Annotated in this window: 13 protein-coding genes; 7 read left to right on the top strand and 6 right to left on the bottom strand. The window is 66.8% G+C overall.

Going from position 1 to position 14,611, the window contains the following annotated elements:
- The 5 genes from VXJ37_RS06035 to VXJ37_RS06015 all read right to left on the bottom strand — a co-directional run.
- Positions 1–506 (bottom strand): hypothetical protein (locus tag VXJ37_RS06035; RefSeq protein WP_331322146.1); only part of this gene is annotated, 506 nt, incomplete at its 3' end.
- Between the two features lie 207 nt (positions 507–713).
- A complete protein-coding gene (locus tag VXJ37_RS06030) occupies positions 714–1,922 on the bottom strand; it encodes an adenylate/guanylate cyclase domain-containing protein (protein ID WP_331322145.1) in 1,209 nt (402 codons plus the stop codon).
- On the bottom strand, positions 1,912–2,511 hold the full coding sequence (locus tag VXJ37_RS06025) for a PH domain-containing protein (protein ID WP_331322144.1): 600 nt from the start codon (positions 2,509–2,511) through the stop codon (positions 1,912–1,914). Before VXJ37_RS06025 ends, VXJ37_RS06030 begins: the two co-directional genes overlap by 11 nt.
- The gene (locus VXJ37_RS06020; protein ID WP_331322143.1) at positions 2,504–3,412 is read right to left on the bottom strand and encodes a biotin--[acetyl-CoA-carboxylase] ligase; all 909 of its coding nucleotides are present in this window, start codon (positions 3,410–3,412) and stop codon (positions 2,504–2,506) included. Before VXJ37_RS06020 ends, VXJ37_RS06025 begins: the two co-directional genes overlap by 8 nt.
- Before the next feature lie 56 nt (positions 3,413–3,468).
- Entirely contained in the window at positions 3,469–4,356 is an 888-nt protein-coding gene (locus VXJ37_RS06015) for an SDR family oxidoreductase (protein WP_331322142.1), read from the bottom strand.
- 215 nt (positions 4,357–4,571) lie between these two features.
- Here VXJ37_RS06015 and VXJ37_RS06010 point away from each other — a divergent pair, with 215 nt between their 5' ends.
- The 4 genes from VXJ37_RS06010 (at position 4,572) to VXJ37_RS05995 (ending at position 9,879) form a co-directional block, all read left to right on the top strand.
- Positions 4,572–6,155, top strand: a complete 1,584-nt coding sequence (locus tag VXJ37_RS06010) for an acyl-CoA carboxylase subunit beta (RefSeq protein WP_331322141.1) — start codon at positions 4,572–4,574, stop codon at positions 6,153–6,155.
- Positions 6,152–6,391 carry an acyl-CoA carboxylase subunit epsilon gene (locus VXJ37_RS06005; protein WP_331322140.1) on the top strand — a complete coding sequence of 80 codons (240 nt, stop codon included), beginning with the start codon at positions 6,152–6,154 and terminating at the stop codon, positions 6,389–6,391. Before VXJ37_RS06010 ends, VXJ37_RS06005 begins: the two co-directional genes overlap by 4 nt.
- A 43-nt stretch (positions 6,392–6,434) precedes the next feature.
- Positions 6,435–8,120, top strand: coding sequence for a DUF885 domain-containing protein (locus VXJ37_RS06000; protein WP_331322139.1), 1,686 nt, complete (start codon positions 6,435–6,437; stop codon positions 8,118–8,120).
- A gap of 319 nt (positions 8,121–8,439) precedes the next feature.
- Positions 8,440–9,879, top strand: a complete 1,440-nt coding sequence (locus VXJ37_RS05995; RefSeq protein ID WP_331322138.1) for a dicarboxylate/amino acid:cation symporter — start codon at positions 8,440–8,442, stop codon at positions 9,877–9,879.
- 99 nt (positions 9,880–9,978) lie between these two features.
- Here the strand turns inward: VXJ37_RS05995 and VXJ37_RS05990 are convergent, their stop codons facing one another.
- Complete coding sequence (locus tag VXJ37_RS05990; protein ID WP_331322137.1) at positions 9,979–10,542, bottom strand: hypothetical protein; 564 nt, start codon at positions 10,540–10,542, stop codon at positions 9,979–9,981.
- A 165-nt stretch (positions 10,543–10,707) separates the two neighbouring features.
- Here VXJ37_RS05990 and VXJ37_RS05985 point away from each other — a divergent pair, with 165 nt between their 5' ends.
- The 3 genes from VXJ37_RS05985 to VXJ37_RS05975 are packed head-to-tail and all read left to right on the top strand — an operon-like array spanning position 10,708 to position 14,573.
- On the top strand, positions 10,708–11,379 hold the full coding sequence (locus VXJ37_RS05985) for a TetR/AcrR family transcriptional regulator (RefSeq protein ID WP_331322136.1): 672 nt from the start codon (positions 10,708–10,710) through the stop codon (positions 11,377–11,379).
- Between the two features lie 17 nt (positions 11,380–11,396).
- A complete protein-coding gene (locus tag VXJ37_RS05980) occupies positions 11,397–13,919 on the top strand; it encodes an MMPL family transporter (protein WP_331322135.1) in 2,523 nt (840 codons plus the stop codon).
- A 9-nt stretch (positions 13,920–13,928) separates the two neighbouring features.
- Positions 13,929–14,573, top strand: coding sequence for a Maf family protein (locus VXJ37_RS05975; RefSeq protein WP_331322134.1), 645 nt, complete (start codon positions 13,929–13,931; stop codon positions 14,571–14,573).
- Positions 14,574–14,611 lie beyond the last annotated feature (38 nt).

Genomic DNA, 14,611 nt, shown 5'->3' with positions numbered 1-14,611 from the left:
GCAGAATAAATCCGGTCATCAGAACCAACCACAGACACAATGCCCTTCGACCCCACCAACACCGGCTCCGAGGCTTCCTTATCAAAACCATTCACCGTCGACGGCGAAACAGCCCACACCTTCCCCGAGCCCGCATCCGTCACAGAAATCGTCCGCGCACCAAAGCTCACCACAGCAGAACCCGGCAACTGCTTATCCCCACCCAAACGCATACTCGCCGGAGACACCTGATTCAACGTCGAACCAGTCACATCATCAACAAACACCTCACCGGCATGCTGCAACACATCAAACGACGTCGACGCCGGCGTCACCGCCCCATCCAATACCCGCGACGGATAATTCAACCGCCCCACAGCATTCTTGGACTTCGACACCACCCACACGCCACCGTCATTCAACTCCACCTCAGTGGTCTTAAACCCCGGATACAACACAGCACCGGTCACCACCACAGCCACCACAGCACCAAACGCAGTACCGGTGATCCGGCGGGAGCGCAGCATCCGGTGCCATGGGGATACAGCGGCGCCAGGGCCCTTAGGGCGCGTTTGTCCGCGACGGTTCATGAGTGGAAAATCCCCCGGATAGATTTTGGCTCGTTGCCGGCAGCCGGCATCGCAGGACCCCGGGCACCACAACGATACCCCTATACGCCAACAAATGGACAAATTCTTTCGACCCGGTTTGGACGGCCGGCGCCGGGTGGGGTCCTAGTCCAGGACCAGGCCCTTGCCGCGGCCGCGGGTGAGCCGGACCGGGTTGATTTCGCCGAAGCCGCGGACGTTCTCCGGAGCCTGGGGCGTCATCACGAACCGTTCGTCGTGCTCCAGCGCTGACGCCGTCATGGAGTCCACCAGCACCGTTCCCGGGTCGGCGAGGGTGGTCAGGCGTGCCGCGAGGTTGACGGTGGGTCCGTAGATGTCACCCAGGCGCGACAGGATCCTCCCCCACACCATGGCCACCCGTGCTTCGGGGAGGATCTCGTCCTCGGTGAAGGCCTCGGCCAGTGCCAACGAAATCTCGGCGCCGGCCGCCGGGGTTTCGGCGATGTACAGGACTTCGTCACCCACGGTCTTGACCAGCCTGCCGCCACCCACGGAAATGATCTCGGCGCACTTGTTCTCGAAGCGCTGGACCAGCCGCGCGAGTGTCTTCTCGTTCATCCGCCGGGACAGGCTGGTGTAGGACACCAGGTCTGCGAAACCCACGGCGCGGGCCAGGGGCAGCGGGGCGTCGTCCTCGTCGCCTTCCCGGCCCTCCTCGCTGGCCTGCAGGCCCGCCTCGGCCCGGACTGCCAGCCGCTGGACCCCCGCGTTGAGCTGCCGCCGCCATGAGTAGACCAGGACCTCCTCAAGGGCGTCCACCAGCGCGGGAAGTTCGTTGACCAGCCGCTTGCGGGCCACGGCGTCGGTGACTCCCTGTTCGTGGACCATGTCCTCCACCAGGGCTTCGATCTGCCAGACGACCATGCGGTCGGTCATCTGGCCGATGGAGCGGGTTACCGAGATGGCGGCTTCCTCCGTGAGCTTTCCGGCGCGGACCAGGTCGACCACGGTGGACAGTGCCGCCTGGTCCCGTTCGGTGAAGGCAACGTCCTCGTCGCCGAAGTTCGGAAATCCCAGGGCCCGCCAGAGCTTGCGGGCGGAGAGGAGGGAGAGCCCGGCGCCGGCGGCAACTTCACGACGGCGGAGTTTGCGTTCCCCGCCCAAAAGGCGGGATTCGAGGGCTTTCATGGCGAGGCGCTCGGCGGACATGACGCCGGTGGGCGGGTGGCGGTCCGCCCCGGTCGCCGCTGCGGTGGAAGCGGGTTCGGATCCGGTTGGGTCCGACGACTGGCCCCCGGAAGATCCACCGTCGGGACCAAAGGCGGTGCGGGTTGGGATGTGCTCGACGCGTTCCTGCTGGGCCTCATCGGTCATCCCGTCCACCTTCTCTCATGTCCTCCGGATGAGCACCGGCGGGGTAATACGTCGCGCCGCCCGGCTGGGCCCCGCTGTCGTCCGGCAGTTCCCCGATGGCGTCGAGGATAAAGTCGCGGAACCTGGCAACCTCGGGCACGTCGCGAAAGGTCACAACGCCCTGGTGCCCGGTTTCCAAGGATATATTCCCCGAGCGCACCAGTCGCTGCAGCACCGATTCATGGACCGTGAGGTTGCGCACCGATGCCAGGTTCACCTGCTGGTCGCGCCGGTTCAGCAGTCCGTAGCGGGCCACCACCCGGTGGCTGGTCAGGATGTAGCGTGTCCCCTGCCAGCGGAGCAGGCGGGGCAGGCAGTAGCCCAGCCACACGGCAGCAGCTGCGATGATGCAGGCGGTGACCAACCAGGGAGTCCATTGGCGGCCAAGGGAGGGGGCCAGGCGTGCTGCGCCGCCCCGGGTGACCCAGGCACTGCCGTACGCCGCCAGCGCCGGGGCCAGCACGAACGCCACGGCTGCCCCGGCCAGCTTCCTGGGCTGCGGGCGGGTAGTGACGATGACCTGCTCCCCGGGAAGGAGGTTCTTACGCATAACCGCCTTGGTTGGGTTCATCCGGCGACGTCCAGGGCCGCAGGTGCACCACGTCCCCCGCAGTCACCACGTGCTCGCGCGAGTCACGGTCCACCACCAGCAGGGAGCCGTATTCATCCAGCCGGGAGGCGTGTCCAATGATTTCGTGGTCGCCGGGCAACTGCGCGCGGACCTGCTTGCCCAGCGTGACCATCACGGCTTCCACCCTCTTGTGGAGGGACGGGCCACCGGCCATACCGGCGGCGGGGTCGCCGTCGGCGTTGCAGAAACTGCGGTACAGGGTCGCAAAGTGCGACAGGTAGCTCTTCAGGAGGACGGTGCGGTCTGTGGTGCGGGACCCTTCCAGGGCCACCGAGGTGGCCGTGGGAACCGGAAGCTCATTCTCACGCAGCGTGACGTTCAGGCCGGTGCCCAGGATGACGGGGGGCACGTTGCCGTCCGTCATGGGTCCAAGCTGGGCCAGGATGCCGGCGATCTTCCTGCCACGCACCAGGACATCGTTGGGCCATTTGACCTCGGCCGGGATCCCGGCCGCTTCCAGGAGGGTCTCGCGCAGCGCGAGTGCTGCGATCAGGGACAGCCACGAGTAGCTCTGGGTGGGCAGCGGCCTGCCCTCCGCATTGACCGGACGCAGCACCACGGAGACGGATACCGAACTCAGCGGCGGCGCTTCCCAATGCCGGTCCAGCCGGCCCCGCGCCGCGGTCTGGTACTCGGCGGTGAGAACGGAGAGGTCGGGCCACGCCGCGGGATCTACCGTGGCGCCGCGCAGGAGGTCCGCGTTCGTCGAGCCGGTGGAGTCCACCACGTCGAGCCGGGGAATCCCCGTGGCGGAGAGGAAGCGCTGGTCGGCCAGGTCCACTCGGTTCAGGGGGGTGCCCGGTGCATGTGCGTCGTCCATGCCTAAATCCTACCGAGCCGAATCCTGCCTGGCGGTGCGCCGCCGGGCAGGATTCGCTACAGGAAGATGTCCGGGACCAGCCGGTCCTCCGGGGCGCCGAGGCTGTAGGGGCGGAAGTCGGTCACGCCGGCGGCGCTGAGGACCTGCTCATCCGTGTAGAAGTTGCCCGACGGCGGCGCACCGGCCGCCAGGTTGCCTCCGGTAAGGACTGCGTGGGCTGCGTCCGCCATGATCTGCGGTCCGCGGGCGGCAAGGACCATGGTCTCACCATGCGGCATGTTGCGGATGGCCGCCGTGTCGATCAGCGTGCAGGGCCAGAGGGAGTTCACCCGGATCTCGTCGGTCTTCAGTTCCTCGGCAAGGCCCAGGGTTGTCAGGCTCATGCCGTATTTGGCCACGGTGTAGGCCAGGTGCCGGCCTGCCCATTTCGGGTCGAGGTTCAGCGGCGGCGAAAGCGTGAGGATGTGCCCCTGCTCCGAGGCCCGGAGTGCCGGGAGTGCAAGCTTGGACAGCAGGAATGTGCCGCGGACGTTGATGTCCTGCATCAGGTCGTACTTCTTCATGTCCACGGCGTCCGTAGCGGAAAGGTCAATGGCCGAGGCATTGTTGATGACCACGTCAATGCCACCGAAACGCTCCGTTGCCGCCGCCACGGCGCCGGCAACATCCTCATCCCGGCGCACATCGCCCACCAGCGGCAAGGCCTGGCCACCGGCCTTCACCAGTTCCTCGGCTGCCGTATACACCGTGCCCGCGAGCTTGGGATGCGGTTCCCCGGTCTTGGCCAGGAGCACGATGTTGGCGCCGTCCCTGGCAGCCCTCCTGGCGATGGCCAGGCCGATTCCGCGGCTGCCGCCGGAAATCAGTATGGTCCGGCCGGCGAGGGAACCTGCTGCCCTGTACGGGCTTTCAGAAGCATGCAAAGCATCGTCGCTTGAAGTCATGGGACCACTGTAGCCCAAACAAGTTACTCGTGAGTAACATAGAAGAGCGGTTGTTGGAACGGCAGAAAATTGTAGGTTCCCTACAGCTGCGGGCGCCCGAAGCGTCACTAGACTTGCCACCAGGGCTCGTCTTTTGTGTGGAAGCTACTTAAAGCTCCACGCAGCACGGGCGGCCAGCCAACAGAACTGACCTGCTACAGAGCCGGAGACACTTGATGAGCCACGATCTGACAACGACAGCGGGAAAGATTGCCGATTTCCGCGACCGCCAGGCGCGCGCCGAACAGCCCTCCGGCCCTGAAGCCATCGAAAAACAGCACGCACGCGGCAAGAACACTGCCCGCGAGCGCATCGCCATGCTGCTGGACGAAGACTCCTTTGTTGAATTCGACGCCCTGGCCGTGCACCGCTCCACCGCCTTCGGGATGGAAAAGAAGAAGCCGCTCGGCGACGGCCTGGTCTCCGGCTACGGCACGGTGGACGGACGGCTGGTGGCTGTCTACTCCCAGGACTTCACGGTCTACGGCGGCTCGCTCAGCCAGGTCAACGGCGAAAAGATCGTGAAGGTCCAGGAGTTTGCGCTCCGCAACGGCTGCCCCGTCGTCGGCATCCTGGACGGTGGCGGCGCCCGCATCCAGGAAGGCGTGGCCTCGCTGGCCATGTTCGCTGACATTTTCCGCAACAACGTCCACGCCAGCGGCGTGGTGCCACAGATCTCGCTCATCATGGGTCCGTCCGCCGGCGGGGCGGCCTACTCCCCCGCCCTCACGGACTACGTGGTGATGGTGGACAAGACCTCGCACATGTTCATCACCGGCCCCGACGTCATCAAGACGGTCACCGGTGAAGACGTGGACATGGAAACCCTCGGCGGCGCCCGCCAGCACAACGCCACCACCGGAACTTCCACCTACCTGGCCTCGGATGAAACCGACGCCATCGAGTTCGTGCGCGAACTGCTGGACTTCCTCCCCTCCAACAACCTCGCAGAGGCCCCCGTCCTGGGCCACCAGCAGGAGCTGGAGATCGACGACGACGACCTCGCCCTGGACACGCTGGTTCCGGATTCCGCCAACCAGCCCTACGACATGCGTGCCGTAGTGGAGCAGATCGTGGACGACGGGCACTTCCTGGAAATGCAGGCCCTGTACGCCCCCAACGTGATGATCGGCTACGGACGCGTGGAAGGCCACACCGTAGGCATCGTGGCAAACCAGCCCCTGCAGTTCGCCGGGACCCTGGACATCGCCGCCTCGGAAAAAGCGGCCCGGTTCGTGCGCCACTGCGACGCGTTCAACATCCCCATCATCACCCTGGTGGACGTCCCCGGCTTCCTCCCCGGGAAGGACCAGGAGTTCCAGGGAATCATCCGCCGCGGCGCCAAACTCCTCTACGCCTACGCCGAGGCCACCGTCCCCAAGCTCACCGTGATTACCCGCAAGGCCTACGGCGGCGCCTACATCGTCATGGGCTCCAAGAAGCTCGGCGCCGACCTGAACCTGGCCTGGCCCACGGCCCAGATCGGCGTCATGGGCGCACAGGGCGCCGTCAACATCCTCTACCGGCGCGACCTCGCCACGGTCGCCCAGGACGGCGGCGATGTCGAAGCCCGCCGCGCCGAGGTGATCCGGCAGTACGAGGAAGAACTCCTCAACCCCTACCAGGCGGCCGAACTTGGCTACGTGGACGCCGTGATCGCCCCCTCGGACACCCGACTCCAGATCATCAAGGGGTTGCGCGCCCTGCGTGACAAACGCGCCAGCCTCCCCGCCAAGAAGCATGGGAACATCCCGCTGTGACCCCGAGCCCAGATGCGCCTGAGGCCGCCGAAACTCCCGCCGATCCCCTGCTCTCTGTTGTCAAAGGGCAGCCGAACGCCGAGGAACTGGCTGCACTGACCGCCGTCGTCCTCTCCCTGGGCGTCGAAAGCTCTGCCCCGGCACGGACTCCGGGCGTGCGGCACTGGGTGCGGCGGCAGCAGCTCCGGCTTGCCCCGGCCCCCGGGCCGGGCGCCTGGAAGCGCAGCCAGGGCTGACCCTCCCCACCCACCCACCCGGTCGGCCGGGTAGGCTCGGGATGTGACTACCGACACTGCACCCGCCACTCGTCCGCACACCCGCATCGACGCCGTCGCGGACACCTACACCGACACCCTGATCCGGCTCAACCCGACGTTCGCCACCACCCTTGGCCTGCCCGGACATGAAACGGAGTACCAGGACTTCTCCCCGGCCGGCATCGCAGGGTTCGCAGAGGCAGCACGCGATACCCTGGCCGCCCTGGAGGGCCTGGAGCCGGAGGACGACGTGGACGTGGTCACCCTGGACGCCATGCGGGAACGGCTTGGCCTCCAGCTCCTCATCCACGCCTCCGGCTGGGAGTACGCGGAGCTGAACAACATAGCCTCCCCGGCCCAGGACATCAGGGCCATCTTCGACCTCATGGCCACCGGCACCGAGCAGGACTGGGAGCACATCGCCGGGCGCGCGCACAACGTGCCGGCCGCCATCAGCGGCTACACCGAGTCCCTGCGCCTGGCCAAGGACGCCGGCAAGGTGGCCGCCGCCCGCCAGGTGCGGATCGTCATCGAACAGGTGACCAAGTACGCCGCCGAAGACGGCTTCTTCGCCAAGCTGGCGGCGGAAGCCTCCACGGCCTCCGGAGCGTTGCCGCCTGCCCTGCAGGAAAAACTCGACGCCGGTGCTGACGCCGCCCGGCGTGCCTACACCGGGCTGGCCGGATTCCTGCGCACCGAACTGCTCCCCGCCGCGCCCGAAAAGGACGCCGTCGGCCGGGCCCGATACGCACTGGCCTCACGGTCCTTCCTCGGCGCCGAGGTGGACCTCGAGGAAACCTACGCGTGGGGCGTGCAGGAACTCGACCGCCTCATCGCAGAGCAGGAAGAGGTGGCGGCCACCATCAAGGCAGGAGCCTCGATCGCCGAGGCCAAGGAAATCCTCAACAACGATCCCGCGCGCCAGCTCAAGGGCACCGAGGCGCTGCGGGAATGGATGCAGCGCCTATCCGACAAAGCCGTTGCCGAACTCGCCGGAGTTCACTTCGACATCCCCGACGTGATGAAGAAACTCGAGTGCAGGATCGCGCCCACGGACGAAGGCGGCATCTACTACACCGGCCCCTCCGACGACTTCAGCCGCCCCGGCCGCATGTGGTGGTCCGTCCCCGCCGGCGAAGATACCTTCACCACGTGGGCGGAGACCACCACGGTGTACCACGAGGGCGTCCCCGGCCACCACCTCCAGGTAGCCACCGCCACCTACCGCCGCGAACTGCTGAACAAATGGCGCCGCAACGTCTGCTGGACTTCCGGCCACGGCGAAGGATGGGCGCTCTACGCGGAAAAGCTCATGCAGGAACTGGGCTACCTCAGCGACCCCGGCGACCACATGGGCATGCTGGACATGCAGCGCATGCGCGCCGCCCGCGTTGTCTTCGACATCGGCGTCCACCTCGAACTCGAAGTACCGGAACGCTGGGGCTCTGGCACCTGGACCGCCGACAAGGGCTATGCCTTCCTCAAGGAAAACCTCCCCATCAGCGAAGGCCAGCTCAACTTCGAGTTCACCCGCTACCTTGGCTGGCCCGGGCAGGCGCCCTCCTACAAGGTGGGGCAGCGGCTCTGGGAACAGATCCGCGCCGAACTCGAAGCCAGGCCTGGATTCGACCTCAAAGAGTTCCACACGAAAGCCCTCAACATCGGCTCGGTTGGACTGGACACCCTCCGCCGGGCGCTGTTGGGATAGCCCGCCCCTGGAGGGCGGGAGGGCAACATCCTCTGCGTGCTGCTCGTTCCTCGCGGCTGGGCCCACGCCGGCAGGTTCCCTGGCCGAGCTTGCGAGGCTAGGGTGCCGGTGGGGAGCAAGCTGCCGGAAGGCACTTGCGTCGGGCCTTTATCCAAGGAACTAGGGAGATGTTAAGCACACTGGCATCGGGAATAACTTAACAATCACCACCGCATCCCTTGCGATTACAGGGTTCTTATTCGTTGGACTCAATCCAGCGCGCGTAATATTTCTCAATATTCTTTCGACGTGGTATTGCGACGAGGTCTAGCTTGTTCTGGTGAGCACTCAGACAAGCACCCCGTCCCCCGCAGGGAAGACCGGATTCCAGCTGCCCAAGTGGGCGGGCTCCTTCGGCTTCCAGATCATCGCCGCCCTCATCGTGGGCCTTGGCCTCGGCCTGCTGGCGAAGTACACCGGCAGCACCAAGGCGAACCCCAACGCGCTCGGCGCCACGCTGCAGACCATTGGTTCCAGCTACGTGTCCCTGCTGCAGACCGCCGTCGTGCCGTTGATCTTCACCGCCGTGGTCAGCTCCATCTCCAACCTGCGCCAGGTATCCAACGCCGCCAGGCTGGCCTGGAACACGCTGCTGTGGTTCGCCATCACCTCCCTGATCGCCGTGCTGATCGGCATGGGCCTGGGCGTGCTGCTGCAGCCCGGCGCCAACACCGGCATCACCGGGGACGCCAAGTACACCGGCAAGTCCGGTGACTGGTGGGCATTCCTCGTGGGCCTCTTCCCCAAGAACTTCCTGGGCCTGGGTGCAAGCTCCACCGTCGGCGACGCCGGCGCCGTCACCACCTCGATCAGCTTCAACGTCCTGCAGATCCTGGTCATCGCCATCGCCGTGGGCGTCGCGGCCCTCAAGGTCGGCAAGGCGGCGGAGCCGTTCCTGAACCTCAACGCCTCAGCCCTCGCCGTGATCCAGAAGGTCCTCTGGTGGATCATCCGCATCGCACCGCTGGGCACCATCGGCCTGATCGGCAACGCCGTCGCCGTCTACGGCTGGGACACCATCGGCTCGCTTGGCAAGTTCACCGTGGCCATCTATGCCGGCCTGGCGCTGGTGCTGTTCGTGGTCTACCCCGTCCTGATCCGCAGCCACGGCCTCTCCATCAAGCAGTACTTCTCCGGCGTTTGGCCTGCCGTCCAGCTGGCCTTCGTGTCCCGCTCCTCCGTGGGAACGCTGCCGCTGACCCAGCGCGTCACCGAGCGCAGCCTGGGCGTCCCCCGCGCCTACGCCTCCTTCGCCGTGCCCCTGGGCGCCACCACCAAGATGGACGGCTGCGCGGCCATCTACCCCGCAGTCTCGGCAATCTTCGTGGCCCAGTTCTTCGGCATCCACCTGGACTTCAGCCAGTACCTGCTGATCGCGCTGGTCTCCGTCCTCGGTTCCGCGGCAACCGCGGGCACCACCGGCGCCGTGGTGATGCTCACCCTGACGCTCTCCACGCTGGGACTGCCGCTGGCCGGCGTCGGGCTCCTGCTGGCCATTGATCCGATCCTGGACATGGGCCGCACCGCAGTGAACGTTGCGGGCCAGGCTCTTGTCCCCACCATCGTGGCCAAGCGCCAGGGCATCCTGGATGAGACGCTGTACAACGCCCCCCGCAACGGCACCCCGTTCGTCGAGGAGGAAGCTGTGGACGGCGAAAACGCCACCGACGGCACCACAGCCGACACCGCACCCCGCGAACTGCAGGACGCAAAGGCGTAACACCCAAATAACCAAGAGAACGTCCCCGGGAAGCCTTCCCGGGGACGTTCTCTTGGTTAAGGACGGCCTGCGGCTGCACCGCAGCCGACAGCTGCCTGGTTAGCGGCCCCCGCCCCCGATAACGCCGTTCTGGACGGCCTTGGTCACGGCGTCGGCTTCCGCCTGGGTGAGCTTTCCGTCGGTGACGGCCTTGTCCAGGCGCGTCTTCAGCGCTGCTGCCCGCTCGGACTGCTCCCCGCTGCGGATCTCCTGCAGCGCTGCCGTTACCTTGGCTTCATCAATACCCAGCGACTGGGCAAGCGATTTGGCCAGGGCCGCTTCGCGTGCGGCGCGGTCCGGCTTCTGACCCTCAGCGGGCGGAGTAGTGGGCTTGTTGGCGTCACGGAAGGACTTCAGGGCGTCGGCAACCTTGGCCTCGTCCACTCCGAGCTTGGCCGCCAGCGCCGACGCCTGCTCCATGCCCTGGCCGCCGCGGCCGCCGTGCCTTCCCATGTGCTCCTGGTCGGTGCCGGTGTTTCCGCCGGCTGAAGCGCTTGAGCTCGCACTGGGGGTGGGAGTGGGCGTTGTGGTGGTGGCCGAAGCCATTCCGGCAACGCCGATTCCGGCACCAAGCGCCAGCGCTGCCGCTGACAAGCCCAGGGTCATCTTCTTCGTGCGTGTCATCTCTTGTCTCCTGATTCGCCGCCATGGGGACGGCTGCTCGTGTTGTGCCTCTTGGCGAGACATACCAAGCTTCGCCGCCAATGTTCAGGAAAGGCTGTTGTGAACCTTTCGTTCACCTGTGAGTGTTAGTTGCATGCAGTGCAAACTTGCACATAGTGTAAGTACGTGAGCGCGCTCGATTCCCCTGCTGATGCCGACCCCGCGCCTTCCCGGCGGGAGCTGAACAAGGCCGCCACCCGGCAGGCCATCACTGACGCCGCCCTGGCCCTCCTTCGCGGCAAGGGCCCGGGCAACTTCACGGTGGAGGACATCGCAGAGGCAGCGGGCATTTCCCGCCGCACGTTCTTTAACTACTTCAGCAGCACCGACGCGGCCCTGGCCTCAATCGTCCACGGATTCCTGGACAACGCCATCCAGCAGCTCCGCCTCAGGCCGGCGGACGAACCTTTGCTCGAGTCCGCCCAGGCCGCCCTCGTGGCCCTCGCCGGTCCCAAAGCCGTGGCTCCGCTCGCTGAACTGTTCTCGCTGACCCAGCAGAGCCCCCTCATGGCCCACACCGAACTCGAGGCCTGGGACCACTGCCGGGCGCAGGTATTCATGGTTGCCCGCGAGCGCCTGGCCGGTACGCCCAGTGAGGAGGACGAGCTGTACGTCCACGCCCTGGCCGGTTCCGTCATGTCCTGCGGAAAGGCCGCCATGGAGGTCTGGTTCAACCGCCGGGGGCCGGACCTGTCGCCTGCCTCCCTGGGCGAGCTCCGGCAACTGCTCATTGACGCCATGGCCCTGCTGGGCGCCGGCTTCACCACCCCTGCACCATCCACGTCCCGCTCCTCCTGACAAGATCGGTATCCCGCATGGCACTCCTCCTCTACCGCCTCGGCAAGTTTTCCTACCGCCGGCGCTGGCTTGTCATCTCACTGTGGCTTGCCGTGCTGGTGGCCGTTGGTGGCTCGGCTGCGGCCTTCCACGGCACCCTTTCCAACAACTTCCAGATTCCGGGCACCGAAACGCAGCGGATCGCGGACAAGCTCAAGCAGGAGCTGCCCTCAGCCTCCGGCGGCAGCGCCACCATCGTCTTCGAAGCGCCCGACGGCGGCTTCACGGACCAGAGCCGGGCGGCCGTGACGGACGCGCTCAAGAAGCTCCTGGCCCTCCCCGACGTCCGCGGCACCGTGGATCCGTTCGCCACCCAGGCCCAGCTGGACCAGGCAGGCAAGGCCATCACCGATGGCGAACAGCAGTTGGCCGCCGGGCAGGCCCAGCTTGACGCCTCCCGCGCCCAGCTGGAAGCCGGTAAGGCCCAGCTTGCGGCCGCCGAGCAGCAGCTCACCGCTGCCGGCGCCCCGGCGGCGGTGATCGAGGCCCAGCTAGGACAGCAGAAGGCAGCGCTGGCGCAGGGCCAGGCAAAGCTCGACGCCGGCACCCAGGAACTGGCGGCCAACAAGGCAAAGCTGGAACTTGGCAAACGCCAGGCCCAGGCGGCCTCGGCCATCCGCTTCGTCTCCGAAGACAACAAGGCCGCCGTGGCGCAGGTGCAGTTCAACACCTCCATCAACGGGCTGGCTCCGGCTGTCCGCAAACAGGTGCAGCAAATCGCGCACGAGACGTCCTCAGCCGGCGTCAAGGCCTTTGCCAGCAAGGAAATCACCGAGGACATTTCAGCTCTCTTCGGCACGGCGGAAATCGTCGGCATCGCCGTGGCGGCACTGGTGCTCATCCTGATGCTGGGCACGCTGGTCGCCGCGGGTCTGCCGCTGCTGATGGCCATCATGGGCGTCGGTGTGGGCGTCGGCATCACGTTCGCGCTCTCCGGCCTGTTCGACATGAGCTCCATCTCCCCCATGCTGGCCCTCATGCTGGGCCTGGCGGTGGGCATCGACTACTCGTTGTTCATCGTCAACCGGCACCGGACCCAGCTCCTGGCCGGCATGGACCCTGAGGAGTCCGTGGCCAGGGCCAACGGCACCTCCGGCAACGCCGTGGTCTTCGCGGGCCTTACCGTGATCATCGCCCTCGCCGCCCTGGTGGTCCCGGGGCTCCCGTTCCTCACGGTCATGGGCCTCGCTGCGGCGGGAACCGTAGCAGTCGCCGTCCTCGTGGCCATCACCCTGACACCGGCCATGCTGTCCCTGATCGGCCGGCGCATCATCTCCAAGCGGGCCTGGGCCAAGGCTGACGCGCACAACGCCCAGCCGGACCACGAGGCCGCGGACCTTGCCGTTGACCAGGAACGCAGCACCCGTGGCTGGGGCGGCCTGGTCACCAGGCACCCGTGGGTGGCCCTCGTTGCCGGCGTGCTCCTGCTGGGCACTTTGGCCCTTCCCGCCACCCAGCTGCAACTCGCCCTGCCCGACGGCGGCTCGGAGCCCGTGGAGTCCGAGGCCTACCAGGCCTACGACCTGACCGCGCGCAGCTTCGGCGAAGGCGTCACCGGCCCTATCGTGGCCGTGGGCGAGTTCCCCGCGAACCTGGACGCAGCACAGGCACAGAAGCTGCAGTACGACATCGCGGACAAGCTCCGCGCCGTGGACAACGTGGTGGCCGCCGTTCCAGTTGCCCTCAGCGAGGACCGCCGCACCGCCGTTTTCCAGGTCATCCCCAAGGAGGGCCCGGCAAGCGCCAGCACCGTCAAGGTGGTCTCCGACCTGCGTGGCCTCAACGGCGAAATCAAGGCCGACTTTGACGTCACCATGGGCCTGACCGGGCAGACCGCCGGCAACGTGGACGTCTCCACCAAGCTCGGCGACGCCCTGCCGCCTTACCTGGCGATCGTCGTCGGACTTTCCCTGATCCTGCTGTTGCTCGTGTTCCGCTCCATCGTGGTCCCGCTGCTGGCAACAGGCGGATTCCTGCTGTCCCTGTCCGCTGCCTTCGGCGCCGTGGTTGCCGTCTACCAATGGGGCTGGCTGGGGAACGTCTTCGACGTGGCCAACCCAGGCGCGGTGCTGAGCTTCCTTCCGATCATCCTGATCGGCGTGCTGTTCGGGCTGGCCATGGACTACCAGGTGTTCATTGCCTCGGGCATGCGCGAGGCCTACATGCACGGTTCACCGGCCAAGGAAGCCGTGCGGGTGGGCTTCCGGCACGCGGCCGCCGTGGTCAGCGCGGCCGCGATCATCATGGTCAGTGTGTTCTCCGGCTTCATCTTCAGCCACCTCACCATGGTCCGGCCGCTCGGCTTCGCGATGGCCTTCGGCGTGCTGTTCGACGCGTTCGTGGTCCGCATGACCATCGTGCCCGCCGTGATGTACCTGCTGGGCGCCAAGTCCTGGTGGCTGCCGCGGTGGCTGGACCGGATCCTGCCGGACGTGGACGTGGAGGGTGCCAAGCTCAACCGCGGCCAGGCCGCAACCGCTCCGGGCGAACTGGTCCACTAGGCTGAAGCCGTGCTGCATCTGATTCTCGCCTCCCAGTCCCCCGCCCGCACCAAACTCCTGGCGGAAGCCGGCATCCGGCACACCGTGCTGGTGTCCGACGTCGACGAGGATGCCGTCCAGGCGAAGTACGGCGTCACCGACCCGCACGACACGGCGCTGCTGCTGGCCAGGGCCAAGGCGGAGGCCGTTGCGTCGTTGCCGGAAGCGGAAGGCGCCCTGGTGTTGGGCTGCGACTCGGTCTTCGAGTTCGGCGGCGAAGCGCACGGCAAGCCGTACACCGCCGAGGTTGCCCGCGAACGCATGCTCAGGATGAGCGGCAGCGCCGGGGTGCTGCACACAGGGCACTGGCTGGTGGACTGCAGGGACACGGACGACGACGGCGGCGCGGGCCGCGGCTCGGGCGCCACGCTGGGGGCGGTGGCCTCCGCCGAGGTTTCCTTCCAGGACATGGACCCGGAAGAGATCGACGCCTACATCGCCACCGGCGAGCCCCTGCACTGCGCCGGATCCTTCACCATCGACGGCCTCGGCGGGGCCTTCATCCGGAAGGTCGACGGCGACCCGCACGCCGTCGTCGGCCTTTCCGTCTCCACCCTCAGAGGCCTGCTCGCCGCCGCCAACGTGCGCATCACGGACCTCTGGCCGCCGCGGTAAAGCACTCCATTTACTGCCCTCCTTGTAGCTTCCCTACA

This window comes from Pseudarthrobacter phenanthrenivorans (assembly GCF_036455295.1).
Classification (GTDB): domain Bacteria; phylum Actinomycetota; class Actinomycetes; order Actinomycetales; family Micrococcaceae; genus Arthrobacter; species Arthrobacter phenanthrenivorans_C.
The sequence above is the reverse complement of the archived record's forward strand: the minus strand, read 5'-3'. Positions and strand labels throughout refer to the sequence as shown.